Here is a 20,251-nt window from a genome sequence, read left to right on the forward strand (position 1 = left end):
CCGCTGCACGCCCTGTGGCCCACCGACGACAGCCAGCTGCTGATCGACACGTACACGACCACGCAGGACTACTTCGGGTTCCGGCAAGGCATCCTCGCCTACCGCGGCCGGCCCCTATTCGGCTGACACGACACGCAACCTCGAGCCTCACCGGCCGGTGGGGCTCTTCGCATTGGAGGACATATGCCCATCGACGGGGTGGCCGCTGCGCGGAAGCTGCAGGGGTTCGATATCAGCAACCGCACCGGCGCGTGTCTGTACTGGGTGTGGGGGGCGTACGACGCGGTCGGCGCGGACACGACCATGAGCGCCTATTACGCGCTCGACGCGTTCGGAATGTCGCTGGGGCATCACCCCGCGTCGGATCGGGAACCGCCCGCCGGCGCTCTGGTTGCGTTCGGCGTCCGCAAGAGCGACGGAGATCGCGCCGGTGACGTGGCGATCAGCCTCGGTGGCGGCCGGATCGTCGCGACCGACCAACCCACGTGGGGGAAGGTCGGCATCACCACGATCGCGGGCCGAGAGAAGCTCACCGGACGTCCGTATCTGGGGTGGGCGGACCACATCTTCGACGTGCCGATCAGCCTCCCATCCACCGCATCCACCGGCGACGCGCCCGCCACCAACAAAGGAATCGAGTTCGACATGTCCACCGCGACGACCATCTACAAGGAGTTCATCGACCAGACGGTCGGCGCTTCGCACTGGCTGTACCTGAACAAGGACCATGACGTGTCCGTGGCCGGCGGTGAGACGCTGCTGCTCGCGGGCACCCTGTACCTGCAGATCGCGACGACGAAGCAGTCGAAGGGCTGCTACCAGATCCAGCCGGTGATCTCCACGTTCAAGGACGGGAAGAACATCGGCAAGGATGTGTCGCTGGGTGTTCACGAGGTCATCCCGACGACGGGGAAGACCCTGTCGCAGGTGCCGGTCCCGCCCGTGAAGTTGAAGTCGGGGGAGCGGCTGCGGTTCCGCATCGCCGGGACGGACGGGCTGACCGGGAAGCTCGTGAAGGGCATCTACCGCGGCGCGCAGGTCAAGAGCTGATGCGGGCTCACGAGGAGCATCGGGCATGGCCCACCTGGGTAATCGTCGGCGTCGGCGTCGTGCTCACGATCGGCGCGCTGATCTGGACGGGCACCCAATACGACTCCCACGGCTCCCGGCTGATCGATGGGCCGTTGGCGACCGTGCTCGTCGCGGTGCTCGGCTCCATCGGCACAACGGTCGCGCTCGTGCTGCAACGCTCCGGGGTGATCCGCCACCAAGTGCAGAACAGCCATGGCACAAACCTGCGTGTCGACCTCGACGAGATCAAGTCCGCGGTCGGCGCGGTCGCGTCGGACGTGCGCGGCATCCGAAAGGATCACGGCCGTCTCGCTTCCCGGCTGGACGCGACCGCCGCCCGCCTCGACCACACGAACAGTCGCCTCGACACGCTCGCCGACCACGTCGACGACATCGAAGACACCATCATTCCCCGAAAGGACGACAAGTCATGAAGTACTCCGAGATCTGGTTCAAGGCGCAGCGTGTGCTGCGCACGATCGTGCAGGTGGTCCTCGCGTTCCTGTCGGCGTGGGCCGTCATCGCGATCATCGCCCCTCAGATCCTCACCGAGCTCGCGACGATCCTGCCCGGGTCGTGGATCGCGTGGCTGACGGGTGTGATCGCGTTCGTGACGGTCGTGGCCGGCGTGCTCACCCGCATCATGGCGATCCCGCAGGTGAATGCGTGGCTCACGAAACTCGGCCTCGGCTCCGCCCCGAAGTCCGCATCGCAGACCGGCGAGATCCCCGCCGAGGTCCAGGCCGCCGTGATGAGCGCCGTCAACGCCCGCGACGGCGACTCCGACGAGCTCACCGACTGATCGGTATACTGCCGATCGGGTTCCACACATGACCCAGACGCCCCCGCCGCGCATCCCCCGATGGATGCCCGGCGGGGGCGTTCTTCGTCGTATCTGCGTGGGATAGCCTTGCGCACATGGCAAACGAGATCAGTGCTGAGGTCGTCTACCTGACTGTCGGGCCCGAGTACGACGGCGGTGAGCTTATCCGGCGCGCGGACCTGCCAACCGACGCAATCCGAACCGCCTTCGACGTCGACGGTGAGCATGTTGACGATGGTGAGCCCGGGCACTCGTATCCGGTGTGGTCGGTCGAGCGCTAGTCGACCAAGGCTGAAATTAAGGCTGCCTGTATTCTCCCGTCCCGTGGGCGCGGCGGGTGAGTGTACGTCCGGGCACCGACGTCGGGCTGTGCGTACCCGATACGGTAGCGGGATGAGACGGTTTGGGGAGCACAAGTGAATGAGGACATCGGGGATCGCATCGACGAGGTCAAAGATGGCCTGGTGCAGTTGCGCTTCGCCGACACCGACGGGCACGTGCACGACATCAACGCGGCCGAGCTCTCCGAGGTGCTGCAAGGCCTCGTTGAGTTCACCGACAGCATGGCAAAGTCAGGCGTGTTCGGCGACGGCATCCCGCCCGAGGTCAGAGTGCGGCCACCCAAGCCCGGATCATTCATTGTCGAGGCGATCATCCAGTGGGCAGGGCAGAACCCGGAAGCCGCGATCGGTATCGCCACTACTGCCGGCGGGGCAGTGGTCCAGGCGCTACATGTCGGAATCCGCCGGCTTCGTGGCATCGAGCCGACGGACTTCGAGTACTTGGCCAATGGCCAGGTCAAGGTTCAGTGGCCCGATAAGACGGTCAGCGAGATCCCGAACGAGGCATGGAAGAAGCTGAAGGCGCTCAAGCGCCCCACGAAGAAGTCGCTCCGGAAGATTCTCGCGCCACTCGGCGACGACATCGCACAGCTCGAGATCCGAGACGGCAGCATGTCGGACTCAACCGACGAGATACTCGCGGAGACGCCCGCCGTCGTCGCAGACCGAACCGACTACATCACGGCCGCGCACGAGCCTGATGAGGTCGAAGAGTCCACCGAGATGATCGAGGTGGAGGGACAGCTGGCCAGCATCGACTTCCGACCCGGCCAGAAGTGGCGGGTGGAGACACCGATCGGGAGCCGCCTGGCTACGATGGAAGACGAGGACTTCCTCATCAAGCTCGATAGGGGCATGGCGCTTCACAAGAACGACGTCTTCATGTTGCGGATCAGGGAGGATCTCGTGGTCAAGAATGGCCGCGCCAGCAAAGAGTGGGCGGTCGTTCGGGCAGAACGGATTGGACTGGGGGTCGACGATGAGCCGATCGCTGACGCCGCGGGCGACGAAGCGCGCCCATAACGTCGACCCTGTCTCGGTCGTCGTATTGTGCCTCGCGGTGATCGGCGGTGTGCTCGTGTTCGCGGGGGTGATCCTACGCGGAACCTCGATGCTTGCGATGATCCCGCCAATCGCGCTTGCCGTGTGGGCGGCGTCAACTCTGCGACGTCGCTAGCCGATCGACGGCCCGTCGAAGTCCACCGGCTTCTCGACATCGAGCACCGGGTGCACGAGCACACCGCACTCCCGACATACGAGCCCGGACGGTGTATCGACGAGCACCGTCCCACAGTCAGGGCAGGCAGGCGGTTGATAGTCATCCACGTGCGCGTTCCTTCGCCAGTAGCGCCTTCGCGCGCACAAGTCGTGTGGAAAGCTCCGTATACTTCGGCCAACGTTTGACGACGCCTTCGAGGAACCGAACTTCCGCTTCGTAGTCACGCATCTTGCGGAGGATGATCGCCACGCGTTCGTACCAGCCGAACGCGTCACCGTTCTCTGTCCGCTCGGCAGCGTCCATGACCTCGTAGGCCAGCGCCAGCGCCGATTCGAGGTGGCCAGTGCGTTTCAGATGGTCGATGTGTGGACCCCACTCGAGATAGAACGCTCCACGGACGTTCCCTGCCGTCTGGACCGATACCGGCTGGTGTGCGAACCGGTGCCCGAACTGTTCGATCAGGACCCGACGGTTGTACTCGGTGCGAACGTACGACGGGACGAACTTCCCAAACAGGAGCTTCTCGGGATCCGTCATCCCGGACGCGCGGGCGATGATCAGTTCCTCCCCGGCGGTTAGTTCCTTCCGGGTTCCGGCATCGAGCCATTCGAGATCGAACACTTCGCCGGTCTCGTCGTCAACAGGCCAGTCGATCTGAGTCCTGGCGCGTTGTTCCGGGGTCGACGCGGCGCTGCGGTGTTCCGCATCATCTCGTTGCCGGCGAGCCAGCCACGCACGTAGACCCATGCTGGTGAGCCTATCGATCGTGGGCGGTATGGCGGTCGACTGTTAGTTCCCGAAGAGCACGTACTGGCCGCCGCTGCCGAACGCGCCGACAGTCACCTGGCGGCCATCGAAGGTGAACGACGCGGCGGAGCCCTTGTCGAGTGCGATCGTCACCGCGTATTGCTCTGCCTTGTCAGAGACGAGCTTCCGGAGCACGCACATCAGCCCGCTCGTACCGCCGCTCATGTCGACCGTCAGCCCTGTGTCGTCCACCTGTAGCCCATTGAGCGCCCCGCCACAGTCGGACGCGATGTCCTGCAGGGACGGCCGCGCGAGCGCGAGCGGGACCACGATCGCGACCACCACGACGGCGATCAGGACCACTCCCCCGGTGATCCACGGCCACAGGCGCCGCGCCCGTTGCGGCGCATCCTCGGCTACCGTCTGTTCAGTCATGACATTCCCCAGTCTCCCCATGGTCGTGAGCCTATCCGTCACCGGCGCATCAGCGCACCGATCATCTCGGCCCCCGCGGTCTGCGCTTTCGGCATGAGGTGGCCGTAGATCAACTCAGTCGTCGACGTCGACTTGTGACCGAGCCGCTTCGACAGGTCGTAGACGCTCATCCCCTCGGCGAGCATCCACGACGCGTGCGTGTGCCTCAGATCGTGGGGCCGCGGGTCCTTCCGCAGGCCGTTCGCGCGTGCGGCGTCGACGGCGTCCTGCCACCCGTGCGCGTGGAAGGTCGTGTTGCGGAGCTGGCTGCCGAACCGGTTCCCGAACACGAGCGCGTCGGGCTTCTTCTTCTCGATGTGCGTGAGGATCTCCGCAGCGAGATCCGACTGGATCGATACGTCACGGACGGACTCGGCCTTCGGTGCGCCGAGGTAGAACCCGCCGTGCTTCGATTCCTTCCACGCCCGCACGACGGGCAGTGCCGGCACTTTCCGCTGCAGTGCCTCGCGCGCGGTCGCGACCTCGAGCGCCGTCATCTCGCTGTACCGCAGCCCTGATGCGACGAACGTGCGCACCATCAGCTGGTGGCGCTCGGTGAACATGTCGTGGAGGGTCCAGAACTCGTCGACGGTGAGGAACGTGGCCTTCCGTTCGGTGGAGTTCTCCGACGGCAGGTGGACGAGCTCGCACGGGTTCGAGTCCACCCATCCGCGCCGCATCGCCGTCTTGAACACGGACGACAGCAGGCCGATGCTGTTCGCCATGGTCTTCCGTGAGTACTTCGCGAGTCCCCCGCGCAGCCATTCGGCCACGTGCTCGTCGGTGACCTGACGGATCGGGCGGCCGCCGAGGTCGGCCTGGATGCCGCGGTTGCGCCACATCTTCTCGTAGTCGGCGATGGTGTCTTCGTTCGGGCGGGTGAGGAGCTTGAGGTGCCGGCGGAACGCGGCGTCGAGGGTCATCACGTCCTTGGTCGCGGCGGCCTGTGCGAGGGCTCGTTCAACGACGGTGTAGCTCTGCCCGTTGGCGTTCAGCAGACGAACCCACATCTCGCCCTCGGGCTTGCTGTCGAAGGTGAGGCTGGTCTGTTTGCCGTCGCTGTCGGCGTCTCGGAAGAGCACCGCCCATGACGATGATCCGTCCTTCTTCGGACGTTCCCGGAGGCTTGCCATGGGCCTCAGAATAGGCCGCGTGTCAACGGATCTCTAGTCTTTGTCAACCGGGCTGCTTGCGATCCCTTGGAAATACTGGCGGAGACGGAGGGATTTGAACCCTCGGTCCCCGTGAGGGGACTCCACCTTAGCAGGGTGGTGCACTAGGCCTGACTATGCGACGTCTCCATGTGATCAGCACCCGTGGGCGTGAGCACGTCTGTCAATACTAACCGGTCGACGCGCCCACGACGAACCACCTCAAATCGCAGGAATACGGCATCCACCCGATGTCGGCCGGCTACCTTAGCGCGGAGTGTAGGGGGTGCGATCAAGGAGACATCATGACCATGCACCCCTCACTCAGCTACGACATCATCACCCAGCAGCTCGAGGAGCGCGCCCGCGAGGCCGAGCGCCGCCGCTTCGTGCTCGATCACCCCGACCAGATCATCCGGATGCCGCGCAAGCCGTGGGTGCGGGCGATCGGCCGGTTCTTCCACCTCGGGCACCGCACCCCACGCTCGCGCCGCACCGTTCGCGCGTAGCGATGCCGACTTCCGGCGTCGATGTCGGAGGTGCCTGGCACCATGGAGGCATGGCCTTCACCGCGACATCATCGGCCACGGCGGCACCCATGGTCGGGCGTGAGGCAGAGCTTGCTCGCCTCGACGCGCTGTTCGCGCGCGCCGAGGGCGGGCAGCCCACGGCCGCGGTCGTCGCCGGCGAAGCCGGCATGGGCAAATCGCGTCTGATCCGGGAGTTCGTCGCCTCGGTCGCCGACCATGCCGACGTCGCCACCGGACGGGCCGTAGACTTCGGCGGCTCGCCCGCCCCCTACGGCGCCGTGCTCGGGCTGCTGCGCGATCTGGCGACGAAGCGCGGCGCCGACGAGCTGTGGCGCGCGGCCGGTCCCGGGCGCACGGCGCTGCTGCTGCTCATGCCCGAACTCGCCGAATCGGCCGAGACCGCGGCATCCACCCCCTCTCTCGATACGCAGCCGACACCCGAGCGCCTGCGCGAGGCGTTCGTCACCGCGGTCGAATCGCTGGCCGAGAACCGTCCGCTCGTGCTCGTGATCGAAGACCTGCACTGGGCCGACGAGGGCACGCTCACGCTGCTGTCGTTCCTCCTGCGGGTCGTCACGCGCGGGCGACTGCTCGTCGTGCTGGGCTGGCGCAGCGACGAAGGCCGGCGTGCCAACCCCGTGCGGCTGTTCATCGGCGAGGCCGAGCGCGCCCACCTGCTCGAGCGCATCACGCTGAGCCGTCTCGACCATGCCGCGGTGCAGACGCTGGTGACGGCGCTCGGCGGGGCCGACGACCCCGATGCCGTCGATCGGCTCGACGAGCGGGCCGAGGGCATCCCGTTCTTCATCGAAGAGCTCGCCTGCTGCGCCGACGGACCGCTGCCCGACACCCTGCGCGATGTTCTGCTGGCCCGCTACGGGCAGTTGTGGGAGGATGCCGCGGCCACCGTCCGCGTCATCTCCGCGTCCGACGCGCCACTCGAACACGACACTCTCGTGGCCCTCACCGGATTTGACGATGAGCGGCTGAACGCGGCCATCCGCGAGGCCGTGGGCACCGGCATCCTCGTCGTCGACGACGACCGCTACACGTTCCGGCACGCGCTGCTGCGCGAGGCCGTGCACGCGGAGCTGCTGCCGGGCGAGCATGCGGCGCTGCATCGTGCATATGCCGAGCACTTCCAGGCGCTCATGGATGCCGACCCGCGCCGCGACCTGCAGGCGGCGCTCGCCCACCATTGGCGGCACGCGCACGAGCGGCGACGCGCGCTCACCGCGGCCGTCGCGGCGATGCTCTCCGCCAAATCGCGCTACGCGTTCTCGACCGCCGCGCGCTTCGGGCGCATGGTGCTCGACCTGTGGGACCAGGTCGACGACGCCGAGGCCGCCGCCGGCATGGACCGCATCACGCTCATGCAGCGCATCGCATCGATCCTGCGCAATGCCGGCGAGATCGAGCGTGCGCTGGCCGTGGCCGACCGGGCCCTCGACGAGGCTGAGCGCACCGGCATCGACCCTGCGTTGCATGCACGACTGCTGCGCGACAAGTCGGTATATCACGTGAATCTCGGCCGTCTGGGTGCCGTCGCACTGCTCGAAGAGTCTCTTCGTGTGATCGACGACGCGCACGTCGACGACCCTGAGCTCAGCGCCGGTGTGCTCAACCTGCTGGCCGCGCGGCTCATGGTCGCGGGGCGCGCCGGCGAGGCGATCGAGATGGCCACCCGCTCGGCCGGCGTCGCTGAACGGATCGGCTCCGACCAGCGATTGTCGGTGGCGCTGAACGTGCGCGGTGCTTCGCGTGCGCACAGCGGCGACGTCGACGGCGGACTCGCCGACTATGCCACCGCACGGGCCCTCGCGCACGATCAGAGCGCGCAGCTGCGCTACGACGTGAACTACTCCGACCTGCTGACGGTGCTGGGCCGTTATCACGAGGCCATGACCGTGGCCGAAGAGGGCCTCGAGCACGCGCGCGCGGTCGGGCAGGCGCGCACCACGGGATCGATTCTGACGCAGAACATGGTGCAGCCCCTGCTCGAGCTCGGCGAGATCGACCGTGTCGACGAGCTGCTCGCGCGCGACCTCGAGCTGCGCACCTTCCCCGTCTTTCGTATGTACACGACGACCTCGCGCGCCCGCGCCCTCTCCTGGCACGGGCATCCCGAGTCCGCGGCGGCCCTGCTGCGACAGCAGCAGTCCGCCATCACCGCGGCCTCGACATTCGAGCGCCAGGTCTGGTCATACGGCATGCACGCACGACTCGCGATCGCGCAGGCGGCGGATGATCGGGATGCCGCGCTCTCGATCGTCCGCGAGATCCTCGATGACGACGGCGAGCGCACCGCGCATCTCACGCGGCTGCTCCTCGAGGCGAGCGCGGTCGTCGCTGATTTGCGCGCGCACGGACTGGATGTGGACGATCTGGTCGTGCGGGTCGCCGACGCGTGGGATGCCGTACCCGCCGAGCTCCGCCCGGCAACGTGGCAGCGCATCCTGACCGCTCTTCTCCACCCTGACCCCGAGTCGCTCACCGCCGCCGTCGAGACGGCCGACGGGCGCGATATGCCCGCGACGTTCCGCGTGACGACGCGGCTCGCGCTCGCGCGCACCCTCCTCGCCGCCGGTCGACGGGCCGACGCGGCATCAGTGCTCGCCGACGCCAATGCGCATGCCGAGGCCCTCGCGCATGAGCCGCTGCGGCGCGAGGTCGCCGCGTTCGGTGCCGCCTCGGGACTCACCGAGACGGATCGGGATCAGGATGCCGCGCTCGCCGAGCTCACGGCGCGCGAGCGACAGGTGCTCGAGCTCATCGCCGAAGGGCTGAGCAACGGCCAGATCGCGCAGCGGCTGTTCATCAGCGTGAAGACCGCGAGCGTGCACGTCTCGGCGATCCTGCGCAAGCTCGGAGTCTCGAGCCGCACCGAGGCCGCCGTGCTCGCGACCCGCGTCGACGCGTAGGGTGCTGGGCGGGCGCCGGCGCGCTCGCGCTGCGGTCGTCGGGGTTCGCGCTGCAGTTTTCCGCGTTCGCGGGCCCACGCCCCCGGTCGCAGCCCGACTCGGTGTCCGCGCACGCGTTCTCGCGCTGCAGTCATCCGCGTTCGCGGCCCTGTTCTGCGTTCGCTGCCCTTTTTCTCACGCCCGGGCGTTTCGCGCTGCAGTTCTCGACAGTCGCGCGTGAGAGTCGCGGGCGCGAACGTCAAGAACGATAGCGCGAGGAAGTCGGGGCGCGGCGACGACCGGTGGCCACAGCATCCATCGGTCTTTCGACTCGCGTCGCTCGCTCGGCCCCAGCAAACAGCGGAGGGTGTGGGATTCGAACCCACGGGACATTGCTGCCCACTGGTTTTCAAGACCAGATCCTTCGGCCGCTCGGACAACCCTCCCGACGGCGAACCGTCAGAGGATGAGTCTACCGGGACGCGACCTCGCGAAAACACGTGCGACCTCGCGAGAAAGCACGCGACCTCGCGAGATACCATGCGACCTCGCGGGGCCCGCATTCGCGAGGTCGCACCAGATCTCGCGAGGTCGCACCAGATCCCGCGAGGTCGCACCGCGTGCGGCGCGGCACCGCGTGCGGCGCAGCGCCGGGTCCACCTGCCACGCGGCGCGCGGGTCAGCGGCGACGCAGGGCGCGGATCACGGCGGCCGCGCCGCCGTCCATCACCGAGGTCGTCGTCTCGCCCGCGGCATCCCGCACTTCCTGCGGCGCCTGGGCCATCGCCACCGCGCGCCCGCCGTTCTCGAGCGCCCAGCGGAACATGCCGAGGTCGTTGCGTCCGTCGCCCATCACCAGGACCCGCGACGGGTCAAGTCCCATCCACCCGCGCACGAGCTCGAGCCCGCTCGCCTTGTCGACGCCCTTCGGCGCGATGTCGAGCCAGGCGGTCCAGCCGATCGCGTACGACACCTGGTTGAGGCCGATGCGCTGCACGAGCTCGAGGAAGTCCTGCTCGGTCTGTCCCGGAGAGACCACGACCACACGCGACACCGGTTGCGCCGACAACTCGCCGAAGCTCACCCGGGTGGCCTGCGCAAGGTTCCAGTTGTCCATCGGCTCGGTGTACAGCCGTCGCCCGTCGGCGAGCTCGACCATGTAGTGCGCCTTCGCGACGTTGTCACGGATCAGCCGCAGCACCTCGCTCGGGTCGAACGTCTCGGTGTGGAAGCGCTCGTACGCCGCCACTCCCCCGTCTGTGCGCCGCATCACGACGGCGCCGTTCGAACACACCACGTACTCGGGGTTCAGATCCAGCGCCGCCAGCACGCCGCGCGTGCCTTCCCAGCTGCGCCCGGTCGCCAGCGTCACCTCGTGCCCGGCGTCTTGCGCGTCGCGCACCGCGGCCACGATGCCGGGGCTCGGCGACTCGTCCTCGAGCAGCACGGTGCCGTCGACGTCGAGCGCGATCAGCAACCGGGTCGCGACGTGCGCGGCGACGTCCTCGAGCAGCGCGGCGGTCTCCTCGGGCGACTCGATGTCGACGGAGCCGGTCTCGGGCAGCCGCGTCACGCGACGGGCTCCAGCACCTCGAGTCCGCCCAGGTACGGCCGCAGCACCTCGGGCACGAAGACCGAGCCGTCGGCGCGCTGGTGCGTCTCCAGGATCGCCACGAGCCAGCGCGTGGTGGCGAGAGTGCCGTTCAGCGTCGCGACGTGCTGCGTCTTGCCGCCGTCGGGTCGGTACCGGATGTCGAGCCGGCGCGCCTGGAACGTCGTGCAGTTCGAGGTCGAGGTCAGCTCGCGGTACGCGTTCTGTGTCGGCACCCACGCCTCGATGTCGTACTTGCGCGCGGCGGACGAGCCGAGGTCACCGGCCGCGACATCTATGACGCGATAGGTGAGGCCCAGGTCCTGCAGCATCCGTTCCTGCATCTCGACGAGCCGCAGATGCTCCGCTTCGGCTTCCGCAGGAGACGTGTACACGAACATCTCGAGCTTGTTGAACTGGTGCACGCGGATGATGCCCCGGGTGTCTTTGCCGTACGAGCCGGCCTCGCTGCGGTAGCAGGTGGACCACCCGGCGTAGCGCAGCGCGCCGCGCGAGAGGTCGACGATCTCGTCCATGTGGTACCCGGCCAGCGGCACCTCGCTGGTGCCGACCAGGTACAGGTCCTGCTTCTCGAGCCGGTACACCTCGTCGGAGTGCTGGCCGAGAAAGCCGGTGCCCTCCATGACCTCGGGGCGCACCAACGTCGGCGGGATCATCGGCACGAACCCGGCCTCGATCGCGCGCTGCAGACCCAGCGACAGCAGCGCGTACTCGAGCCGCGCGCCGACTCCCTTGAGGAAGTAGAAGCGGCTGCCCGACACCTTCGTGCCGCGGTCCATGTCGATCGCGTCGAGCAGCTCGCCGATCTCGAGGTGGTCACGCGGCGTGAAGTCGAACGTCGGCACCTCGCCGTGCGTGCGCAGGGTGACGAAGTTCTCCTCGCCACCGGCCGGCACGTCGTCGATCACGATGTTCTCGATGCGCGAGAGCACAGCGTGCGCGTTCTCTTCGGCCGCGGTCACGGCCTGCTGCGCCTCCTTGACGCGGGCGCTGAGGTCCTTCGCCTCGGCGACGAGCGCAGCCTTCTCCTCTTTCGGAGCGGCGGCGACCTTCTTGCCGTGCGCGTTCTGCTCGGCGCGCAGCTGCTCGAACGCGGTGATCGCCGCCCTGCGCGACGCGTCGGCGGCGAGCGCGTCATCCACCGACGAAGGCTCCTCACCGCGCTTGACCTGAGAACGCTTGACAAGCTCGGGATTCTCGCGCAGAAGAACGGGATCGATCATCCGACAAGTCTAGTCAGCGGCATCCACCGGCCGCCGGTATCGTGGGGCCATGAGCGACGAGCCCGAGCACCGACGGCGAGCCGCACTCATCTACAACCCGATCAAGGTCGACAAGAAGCGGCTGCGCAAACGGGTCGAGAACGCGGCGAAGGACGCAGGCTGGCGTCGCCCGCTGTTCTACGAGACGACGCCTGAGGATCTGGGGCAGGATGCCACGGCCCGCGCCCTGCGCGAAGGCGTCGACGCCCTGCTGGTCGCCGGCGGCGACGGCACCGTGCGCGCGGTGTCGGAGGCGCTGATCGAGAGCCGTGTGCCGCTGACGATCGTGCCCAGCGGCACCGGCAACCTGCTCGCGCGCAACCTCGGGCTGCCCCTCTCGGACCAGGAGCGCATCATCCGCGCCACCTTCGACGGCCGCGTCGAGCCGATCGACATCGGCATGGCCCACCTCACCCGCGCGGACGGCTCGACCGAGGAGCACGGCTTCGTCGTCATGGCCGGGATCGGGCTGGATGCCGCGATGATCGCCAACACCAGCTCACACCTGAAGAAGACCATGGGCTGGGTCGCCTACGTCGACGGCGCCGCGCGGGCGCTGAACGGCGCCGAGCCGTTCCGCATCATGTACCAGCGCAGCGGCGGTCGCCTGCACACGACGAAGGTGCACAGCATCCTGTTCGCCAACTGCGGCACCCTGCCCGCCGGGATCTCGCTCGTCCCCGACGCGTCGATCGCCGACGGGCTGCTCGATGTCGCGCTCATCCAGCCGGCGGGCCGGTTCGGCTGGCTGGGAGTGTGGCGCAAGGTGTGGTGGGACAACTCGGTGGTGCTCCGCCGCACCCGCTCGGGCCGGCGCCTCATCGAGCGGCGGCACAACGCATCGGTGCGCTACATGCAGACCACGCTGGTCGACGCCGGCGTCGATGAGCCGCACCCGGTGCAGCTGGACGGCGACGAGTTCGGCGAGGCCGTGCGCATCCACTGCCAGATCCTGCCGGGCGCGCTCCTGGTGTCGTTGCCGAAGCGCCGAGCACCGCTCAGCCCTTGACGGCGCCGCCGATCCCGCCGCTGTTGAGGAACGCCCGCTGGAACACGAGGAAGATCACGACCGGGATGAGTGTGGCGATCATCAGCGCCGCCAGGTAGACGCCCAGATCGGTGGATGCCGCGATCTGCGGCAGACGCACCGACAGCGGCTGGATGCCGATGTCTTTGAGCACGAGGTTCGGCCACAGGAAGTCGGCCCACGACGCGTTGATCGCCAGGATCGAGACCACGCCCAGGATCGGCTTGGACATCGGCAGCACCACCGACCAGAACAGCCGGAAGGTCCCGGCGCCGTCGGTGCGCGCGGCCTCGAAGATCTCCCGCGGCAGCGACTCGAAGAACCGTATCACCAGCAGCACATTGAACGCGCTGGCGCCCGCGGGTAGCCATACCGCCCAGAACGTGTTGATGAGCGAATGGCCGATCAGCGGCGGGTTCAGCACCGTCAGATACAGCGGCACCAGCAGCACGACGCTCGGGATGAACAGGGTCGCCAGAACGAACGCGCTGACGATCTTGCCGTACTTGGGCCGCAGCACCGCGAGCGCGAACCCGCCGGTGGTCGCCACCAGCAGCTGCACCGCCCACGAGCCCGCGGCCATCGCGATCGTGTTGAAGAAGAAGTCGCCGATGTGCACGTCGTTCCACGCCTTGGCGATGTTCGACCATGCCCACTCCTGCGGGAAGATCGCCAGCGGGTTCGTCAGCGTCTCCTGGGTGGGCGTGACCGCCGACTTCATGAGCCAGAGCAGTGGCAGAAGGCCCGCCAAGACGAGCGAGACGCCCAGCAGCACGTTGACGATCGGAGCGAAGACGCGCACCCCGGTGGTGCGCCAGTCCGCGGTGGACAGGATGCCGCGGTCGCCCTCTTCGGCCGCGCGACGGCGCCGACGGGAGCGCGGCGAGATCGCGGCATCCTGCCGCAGCTGCGCCGGGATCGAGGTGGTCAATTGTCGCTCCATCTCTTCGTGACGCGGAAGTACACGATCGACAGCACCGCCAGGAAGACGGCCAGCATGAGGCTCAGCGCGGTCGCCTTTCCGACCCCGACGCCGAGGCTGTTGGTGAACGCGTACTGGTAGATCAGCAGCAGGATCGTCGTGGTCGAGTTCGCCGGCCCACCCCCGGTGAACAGGAACGGCTGCAGGAAGACCTGCGCGGTGGCGATGATCTGCAGGATGAGGGTGATGAACAGGATGCCGCGCAGCTGCGGCAGCGTGACATGCCAGATCTTGCCCCAGATGGAGGCGCCGTCGACCTCAGCCGCGTCGTACAGCTCGGGGGCGACCGAGGTCAGCGCCGCCAGGTAGATGATGATCGTGCCGCCGGCCCCGGCCCAGGTGGCCTCGAGCACGAGCGAGGGCATGGCGGTCGTGGCATCCTGAATCCACGGCTGGGGCGGGATGCCGAACCAGCCCAGTATGGAGTTGAAGACGCCGGTGGGCCCGGCGTCGTAGAAGATCTTCCACAGCAGCACCGACACCACCGGCGGGATCACGACCGGCAGGTACGCGAGCACCGAGTAGAAGCCCTTCATGCGCGTGAACTCGCTCATCAGCACGGCGGCCACCAGCGGCAGCGGGTAGCCGAAGATCAGCGCGAGGAAGGCGAAGTAGCCGGTGTTGCGGATGGCGATCCAGAACACCGGGTCACGGAAGACGGCCTCGAAGTTGCTCCACCCGACGAAGACGGGGGCGGTGACGAGGTTCGTCTTCTGGAAGCTCATCACGACCGCCTCGACGATCGGCGTCCACGAGAAGACGCCGAAGATCACGAGGGTCGGCACGAGGAACAGCAGCGTGGTCAGTCCGCCGCGCTGCACCCACGTGATCGGGGTGCGGCGCCGGCGGGCCGGCTGCGGCGCATCGGCGGCCGGGGCTTCCGGCTCGGCGAGGGTGGCGGTCATGGTCTCTTCCGGATCGGCGTGCGGCCGGGTCGGGTGGCCCGGCCGCACGGTGTCGATGGCGTATCGATATCGGGACGCGGCGGTTACTGGCTGTCGGCGTCGATCAGCGCCTGGACCTTGTCGTCGACGCCCTTCAGCAGCGCGTCGATATCCGCATTCTTGTCGGTGAGCACGGCCTGCACCACCGCGTCGAGGGCGCCGTAGAGATCCTGCGTGTGCGCGGGCGGCTCGGGCACGATCGTCTGATCGAAGATCGAGTCGGTGAACGGCTTGAGGTTTGCGGCCGGGATGTTCGCGTACGGCGCGATCCACCCCTGGTTCTGCTGCCACGTCTCCTTGTCGAACACCGGCAGCGTCGGGGCGTTCACGGCCTGGTTGCCGGCCTTGAGCGTCTCGGCGTTCTTGATCGCGGCGTCCTTGTCGACCGTCGGCTGGGTGCGGTAGAAGTCGATCCACTTCACCGCCGCGGCGATCTGCTCGGGGCTGTCCTTGACGTTGACGACGTCGACGTTGCCGCCGGAGAGGATGCCGGCATCGGCCGCATCCGCGAGCGGGAACGTCGTGACGCCGTACTTCGACTGGTCGAAGCCGTTGGCCTGCATGAGCGAGCCGATCACGTCGGAGCCGCTCATGTACATGCCGATCTTGCCGGCCGCGAACGCCTCGTTGATACCCGACCAGTCGAAGAGGAAGTTGCTGCCCATCGAGTCGTCGTCCCAGCGCATGCTCTTCAGCCACGCCAGGCCCGCCTTGGTCTGGTCGTTGTCGGTGTTCACCGTGACCTTGCCGTCGCTGCCGGTGGTCTCCAGGCGCCCGCCGAGGGCCTGGGTGAGCGTCGCGAGCTCCCAGCCGCCGGTGTTGCCCTGGGTCATCTGCATGTAGCCGGCGACGCCGGGAACCTTCTCGGAGATGGTCTTGGCCGCGGCCGCGATCTCGTCGAGGGTGGTCGGCGGCTTGTCGGGGTCGAGCCCCGCCTTCTGGAAGATCTCGCGGTTGTACGAGAGGGCCATCGCGTACGGCCCCCAGGGGATGCCGTAGATCTTGCCGTCGTCGCCGGTGGCGACATCCAGCACGTTCTTGTTCCACTTGTCGGCCGTGGCCGTCTTCTTGAAGGGGGTCGTGATGTCGGCGAGCTGGCCGTTGTTCGCGAGCGTCTTCGAGTCGGTGAACGGCACGTTGAACACGTCGGGCAGCGTGCCGCCGGCGAGCTCGGCGGCGAAGGTGGTGCCGGTCCACTGGTACTCGATGGCCTTGACCACGATGTCGGGGTTGGCCTTGTTGAACTCGTCGACCCGCTCGCCGAGGGCCTTGAGGGCGTCGGCGGTGGCGCCCGGCAGCACCGGGGCGACCACGAGGTGGATCTTGCCGTCGGCGCTCGCGCCGGCGTCTCCTGACGAGCAGCCGGCGAGCGCGGCGATGGTCCCTGCGGTGACGACACCGGCGAGCAGGACCTTTCCTGGTGACTTCATCGTCTTTCCTTTCGTGTGAGGGCGACGTCGGCCTCGTGACGTCGGGTCATCCCTCGGTGGTGGGGTGGGTGGTGGTGCGGATCCACGCGGTGGCATTGCCCGGCAGCATCCCGCTCTCGAGCGGAGTGCTCGCCAGCAGGAGGGTCTCGTGCGCGGGCAGCGACACGGGCTCGTCGCCCGTGTTGACGACGCAGGCGAACGTGTCGCCGCGCCGGAAGGCGAGGACGTCGGGGCCGAGCCCGTCGATCCACTCGAGGGGGAGGTTCGGGATGCCGCGGCGCAGCCGCAGCGCGGTACGGTACAGGTTCAGCGTCGAGTCGGGATCGGCCCGCTGCGCCTGCACGGTGAGCGCGCGCCACAATGCGGGCTGTGGCAGCCAGGTGTCGACGCCGTCGGGGCTGAAGCCGAACGGGGGCTCGTCGCCCGCCCAGGGCAGCGGCACCCGGCATCCATCCCGTCCCGGGTCGACACCGCCCGAGCGGTAGTGCATCGGGTCCTGGAGCAGCTCGCGGGGCAGGTCTTCGACCTCGGGGAGCCCCAGCTCGTCGCCCTGGTAGATGTAGAGGCTGCCCGGCAGAGCCGCGACCAGCAGCGCCGCCGCGCGGGCGCGATGCAGGCCGAGCTCGGGGTCAGTGGGCACGCCGAACCGCTTCTTCAGGAAGGCGAACGCCGTGTCTTCGCGGCCATAGCGGGTGACGGGCCGGGTCACGTCGTGGTTGGAGAGCACCCAGGTGCTGGGTGCGTCGACCGGCGCATGCGCGGCGAGAGTGGTCTGGATCGAGGCGCGGAACGATGCCGCGCCCCACGGACGGGCGAGGAAGTCGAAGTTGAACGCCGTGTGCATCTCGTCGGGGCGCAGGTACTTGGTGAACCGCTCGATGTCAGGCACCCAGACCTCGCCGACGAGCACCCGCGTGCCGGGGTAGGCGTCGGCGATGGCGCGCCACGAGCGGTACACACCGTGCAGCTCGTCGCGGTCCTCGGTCGGATGCTCTGGCTTCTCCCCCACCTCGGGCAGCTCGGGGTCCTTGATCAGCAGCGCCGCGGAGTCGATGCGGACTCCGGCCACGCCCCGGTCGAACCAGAAGCGCAGCACGTCCTCGTGCTCGCGGCGCACGTCGGGATGGTTCCAGTTGAGGTCGGGCTGCTGCGGGGTGAACAGGTGCAGGTACCACTCCCCCGGCGTGCCGTCGGCGTTCGTCGTGCGGGTCCACGTCGTGCCCTGGAAGTTCGACTCCCAGTGCGTGGGCATCTCGTCGCCGCCGGCCCCCTTGCCGGGGTGGAACCAGAACCGCTCGCGCTCGGGGCTGCCGGGGCCGGCCTCCAGTGCGCGCTGGAACCACGGGTGCTGGTCACTGATGTGGTTGGGGACGATGTCGATGATCGTACGGATGCCGAGCTCGAGCGCCTCCCCGATGAGCCCCTCGGCATCGGCCAGGGTGCCGAAGCGGGGGTCGATGGCCCGGTAGTCCTGCACGTCGTAGCCGCCGTCGGCCATCGGGCTCGGGTACCACGGAGTGAACCAGAGGGCGTCGACGCCGAGGTCCTTGAGGTAGGAGAGCCGTGCGCGGACGCCGGCGAGGTCGCCCGTGCCGTCGCCGTTCCCGTCGGCGAAGCTGCGCACGTAGACCTGGTAGATCACGGCGGTGCGCCACCATTGCGGGTCGTCGACGGCTGCGTCCACGGCGTCTCCTCATCATCGGGGTCGGGCGATTGATGAAAACGTAGCTTCTCAACGAACCTCGCGCAAGTCTTTGACAATTATTCGCAAGATCACGATTCCATGACGGCGTGCTCCCATGATGGTCGACCCACGCCTCGCCGCCCGTCGAGGGCGCCGAGGGTGCATCGAAACGCCCCGTCGGCCGCGCGTCAGGCCTGGTCGTCGAACGCGCCGACGACGCGTCGAGACGCCGCGGCCCGCGCGGCTACGCCGCGACCGGCCCGGTCGAGCCCCGCAGCACCAGTTCGGGCTCGAACAGCAGCTCGTCGCCGGCTTCGGCGGTGCCGGCCATCTGCGACAGGAGCAGGTCGATCACGGTGCGCCCCATCGATTCGATGGGCTGCCGCACGGTGGTCAGCGGCGGCTCGGTGCAGCTCATCAGCGCGGAGTCGTCGAATCCGACCACGCTCACCTCGCCGGGCACACTCAGACCGCGGCGGCGCGCGGCGCGCACGGCGCCCAATGCCAGCGGGTCGCTCGCGCACACTATGGCGGTGGCGCCGTGGGAGAGGAGACGGGATGCCCCGGCCTGCCCCGATTCGAGCGAGTACAGCCCCTGCACGACCATGTGATCGGTCAGCGGCGCACCGAGCCGCTCGAGCAGCGGACGGGCGGCGGCGAGCTTGCGCTGCGAGGGGATGTGATCCGCCGGCCCCATCAGCATGCCGATGCGGCGGTGCCCGAGCTGATGCAGGTGCAGGATCGCCTGCTCGGCGGCGGCCGCGTCATCCGTCGACACCGTCGGGAATGACAGCCGCGGGATGCGGGCGTTGACGAGGACGGTGGGCAGCCTCACGTCGCGCAGCCGGTCGTAGTGCTCGTGGGCGGCATCGGCCTGGCTGTAGTTGCCGCCGAGGAAGACGACTCCCGACACCTGCTGCTGCAGCAGCAGGTCGACGTAGTCGGCCTCGGTGATGCCGCCGGCGTTCTGCGTGCACAGCAGCGGCGTGCAGCCGTTCTGCGTGAGCGCGCCGCCGATGATCTCGGCCAGCGCGGGGAAGATCGGGTTCGTCAGCTCGGGCAGGACGAGGCCGACGAGCCGCGCGCGTTCCCCGCGCAGCTTCGTGGGGCGCTCGTAGCCGAGAACGTCGAGCGCCGTGAGCACGGCCTGGCGGGTGCTCTCCGACACGCCGGGCTTGCCGTTGAGCACGCGGCTGACCGTGGCTTCGCTGACCCCGACCTTGCGTGCGACCTCGGCAAGACGCTTCGACATGCCCCTCAGTGTACGCAAGAACTTGCGTGGATCACGCAAGCGGGCGGATGAAGTCCTTCAGCTCGCCGACCGACATCGTCGATGCGCCGAGTTCGGGCCGCGGCATCCCCTCGGCTCTCAACCCGTCGAGGACGACGTCGCGCAGCCGCGGGACCACGGTGCCCCGCGCGGGCTCGGGAAGGTAGGTCATCGCGGCGATCATCGTCGCGGCGAAGGCGATGTCGAGCATGCCGATGTCGGGCCGGAGCGTTCCCTCGGCGCGGGCGCGGTCCACGACGGCTTGGGCGGCCGCGGCATCCTCCTCGTCGCGTCGGCGAAGCCGTCGGTCCTCGACGCGCATGCCGAGCATCCAGGGGAACTCCGCGTACAGCGCGATGTACCCGTCGACATAGACCTCGACGGCCTTCCACGCCGTCGGCGCCGCCGCTGCCGCGCGGGCGATGTCTTTGAAGCGCTGGGCCGACCGGTCGCCGAGGGCGATCAGCAGCGCGTCGCGGTCGACGAAGTTGCGGTACAGCGTGCCGACGCCGACGCCGGCGCGCTCGGCGATGTCGTGCAGCGGCACATCGACACCACGCTCGGCGATGAGGTCGCCGGCGGCGTCGAGCAGCTTGCGACGGTTCGCCTGTGCGTCAGCGCGCGTCCGACCCCCCGGTTCTGACATCCCCCCAGGCTAATCGCGGGGCCCGAGCCGATTCGGACGACAGACCCTGCCCACCGCATGAGATTCATGTCATGATTGAAACGGACGTCCATGTCCGCTTCGCCGTCAGGTGGAGTTCCCCTCGGCAGGGTTTCTGGG

Annotated in this window: 19 protein-coding genes and 2 tRNA genes; 8 read left to right on the plus strand and 13 right to left on the minus strand. The window is 68.3% G+C overall.

Annotated features, from left to right (window positions below; translation table 11 throughout):
- Positions 1 to 183: 183 nt before the first annotated feature.
- The 5 genes from ABMQ42_RS17195 (at position 184) to ABMQ42_RS17215 (ending at position 3,258) form a co-directional block, all read left to right on the plus strand.
- Complete coding sequence (locus ABMQ42_RS17195) at positions 184 to 1,050, plus strand: hypothetical protein (protein ID WP_349724234.1); 867 nt, start codon at positions 184 to 186, stop codon at positions 1,048 to 1,050.
- Positions 1,050 to 1,505 carry a hypothetical protein gene (locus ABMQ42_RS17200; RefSeq protein WP_349724235.1) on the plus strand — a complete coding sequence of 152 codons (456 nt, stop codon included), beginning with the start codon at positions 1,050 to 1,052 and terminating at the stop codon, positions 1,503 to 1,505. Before ABMQ42_RS17195 ends, ABMQ42_RS17200 begins: the two co-directional genes overlap by 1 nt.
- Positions 1,502 to 1,873 (plus strand): hypothetical protein, encoded by a 372-nt coding sequence (locus ABMQ42_RS17205; protein ID WP_349724236.1) that lies wholly within the window; start codon positions 1,502 to 1,504, stop codon positions 1,871 to 1,873. The genes ABMQ42_RS17200 and ABMQ42_RS17205 overlap by 4 nt, the downstream gene beginning before the upstream one ends.
- A gap of 116 nt (positions 1,874 to 1,989) precedes the next feature.
- The gene (locus tag ABMQ42_RS17210) at positions 1,990 to 2,175 is read left to right on the plus strand and encodes a hypothetical protein (RefSeq protein ID WP_349724237.1); all 186 of its coding nucleotides are present in this window, start codon (positions 1,990 to 1,992) and stop codon (positions 2,173 to 2,175) included.
- Between the two features lie 135 nt (positions 2,176 to 2,310).
- Positions 2,311 to 3,258 carry an LAPAL motif-containing putative phage structural protein gene (locus ABMQ42_RS17215; RefSeq protein WP_349724238.1) on the plus strand — a complete coding sequence of 316 codons (948 nt, stop codon included), beginning with the start codon at positions 2,311 to 2,313 and terminating at the stop codon, positions 3,256 to 3,258.
- Between the two features lie 295 nt (positions 3,259 to 3,553).
- Here ABMQ42_RS17215 and ABMQ42_RS17220 read toward each other — a convergent pair whose 3' ends face one another.
- From ABMQ42_RS17220 to ABMQ42_RS17235, 4 genes are all read right to left on the minus strand, one after another.
- Positions 3,554 to 4,201, minus strand: a complete 648-nt coding sequence (locus tag ABMQ42_RS17220; protein WP_349724239.1) for a hypothetical protein — start codon at positions 4,199 to 4,201, stop codon at positions 3,554 to 3,556.
- Positions 4,202 to 4,243: 42 nt separating this feature from the next.
- On the minus strand, positions 4,244 to 4,636 hold the full coding sequence (locus tag ABMQ42_RS17225) for a hypothetical protein (protein ID WP_349724240.1): 393 nt from the start codon (positions 4,634 to 4,636) through the stop codon (positions 4,244 to 4,246).
- Positions 4,637 to 4,674: 38 nt separating this feature from the next.
- Entirely contained in the window at positions 4,675 to 5,808 is a 1,134-nt protein-coding gene (locus ABMQ42_RS17230) for a tyrosine-type recombinase/integrase (protein ID WP_349724241.1), read from the minus strand.
- A gap of 76 nt (positions 5,809 to 5,884) precedes the next feature.
- Positions 5,885 to 5,976: transfer RNA gene (locus tag ABMQ42_RS17235), tRNA-Ser, on the minus strand.
- 155 nt (positions 5,977 to 6,131) lie between these two features.
- On the opposite strand from ABMQ42_RS17235, the gene ABMQ42_RS17240 reads away from it, so the two are divergent.
- Both ABMQ42_RS17240 and ABMQ42_RS17245 read left to right on the plus strand, forming a co-directional pair.
- The gene (locus ABMQ42_RS17240) at positions 6,132 to 6,335 is read left to right on the plus strand and encodes a hypothetical protein (RefSeq protein WP_349724242.1); all 204 of its coding nucleotides are present in this window, start codon (positions 6,132 to 6,134) and stop codon (positions 6,333 to 6,335) included.
- A 50-nt stretch (positions 6,336 to 6,385) separates the two neighbouring features.
- Positions 6,386 to 9,277 (plus strand): helix-turn-helix transcriptional regulator, encoded by a 2,892-nt coding sequence (locus tag ABMQ42_RS17245; protein WP_349724243.1) that lies wholly within the window; start codon positions 6,386 to 6,388, stop codon positions 9,275 to 9,277.
- 340 nt (positions 9,278 to 9,617) lie between these two features.
- On the opposite strand, the gene ABMQ42_RS17250 is transcribed toward ABMQ42_RS17245, so the two are convergent.
- The 3 genes from ABMQ42_RS17250 to serS form a co-directional block, all read right to left on the minus strand.
- Positions 9,618 to 9,702, minus strand: a tRNA-Ser gene (locus ABMQ42_RS17250).
- Between the two features lie 233 nt (positions 9,703 to 9,935).
- On the minus strand, positions 9,936 to 10,829 hold the full coding sequence (locus ABMQ42_RS17255) for an HAD family hydrolase (RefSeq protein ID WP_349724244.1): 894 nt from the start codon (positions 10,827 to 10,829) through the stop codon (positions 9,936 to 9,938).
- Positions 10,826 to 12,091, minus strand: a complete 1,266-nt coding sequence (gene serS, locus ABMQ42_RS17260) for a serine--tRNA ligase (RefSeq protein ID WP_349724245.1) — start codon at positions 12,089 to 12,091, stop codon at positions 10,826 to 10,828. Before serS ends, ABMQ42_RS17255 begins: the two co-directional genes overlap by 4 nt.
- Positions 12,092 to 12,140: 49 nt before the next feature.
- Between serS and ABMQ42_RS17265 the strand changes: the two genes are divergently transcribed.
- On the plus strand, positions 12,141 to 13,139 hold the full coding sequence (locus ABMQ42_RS17265) for a diacylglycerol/lipid kinase family protein (RefSeq protein ID WP_349724246.1): 999 nt from the start codon (positions 12,141 to 12,143) through the stop codon (positions 13,137 to 13,139).
- Here the strand turns inward: ABMQ42_RS17265 and ABMQ42_RS17270 are convergent.
- The 6 genes from ABMQ42_RS17270 to ABMQ42_RS17295 all read right to left on the minus strand — a co-directional run bounded on the left by ABMQ42_RS17270 (position 13,129) and on the right by ABMQ42_RS17295 (position 20,113).
- Positions 13,129 to 14,088 carry a carbohydrate ABC transporter permease gene (locus ABMQ42_RS17270; RefSeq protein ID WP_349724247.1) on the minus strand — a complete coding sequence of 320 codons (960 nt, stop codon included), beginning with the start codon at positions 14,086 to 14,088 and terminating at the stop codon, positions 13,129 to 13,131. The two genes, ABMQ42_RS17265 and ABMQ42_RS17270, sit on opposite strands and share 11 nt — an antisense overlap.
- The gene (locus ABMQ42_RS17275; protein WP_349724248.1) at positions 14,085 to 15,044 is read right to left on the minus strand and encodes a carbohydrate ABC transporter permease; all 960 of its coding nucleotides are present in this window, start codon (positions 15,042 to 15,044) and stop codon (positions 14,085 to 14,087) included. Before ABMQ42_RS17275 ends, ABMQ42_RS17270 begins: the two co-directional genes overlap by 4 nt.
- An 83-nt stretch (positions 15,045 to 15,127) precedes the next feature.
- Positions 15,128 to 16,513 (minus strand): ABC transporter substrate-binding protein, encoded by a 1,386-nt coding sequence (locus ABMQ42_RS17280; protein ID WP_349724249.1) that lies wholly within the window; start codon positions 16,511 to 16,513, stop codon positions 15,128 to 15,130.
- A gap of 46 nt (positions 16,514 to 16,559) precedes the next feature.
- Entirely contained in the window at positions 16,560 to 18,197 is a 1,638-nt protein-coding gene (locus tag ABMQ42_RS17285; RefSeq protein ID WP_349724250.1) for a glycoside hydrolase family 13 protein, read from the minus strand.
- 244 nt (positions 18,198 to 18,441) lie between these two features.
- Positions 18,442 to 19,467, minus strand: a complete 1,026-nt coding sequence (locus ABMQ42_RS17290; RefSeq protein ID WP_349724251.1) for a LacI family DNA-binding transcriptional regulator — start codon at positions 19,465 to 19,467, stop codon at positions 18,442 to 18,444.
- Between the two features lie 13 nt (positions 19,468 to 19,480).
- Complete coding sequence (locus tag ABMQ42_RS17295) at positions 19,481 to 20,113, minus strand: TetR/AcrR family transcriptional regulator (RefSeq protein WP_349724252.1); 633 nt, start codon at positions 20,111 to 20,113, stop codon at positions 19,481 to 19,483.
- Between the last annotated feature and the right edge of the window lie 138 nt (positions 20,114 to 20,251).

It is taken from the genome of Microbacterium sp. KR10-403 (assembly GCF_040196215.1).
GTDB lineage: Bacteria > Actinomycetota > Actinomycetes > Actinomycetales > Microbacteriaceae > Microbacterium.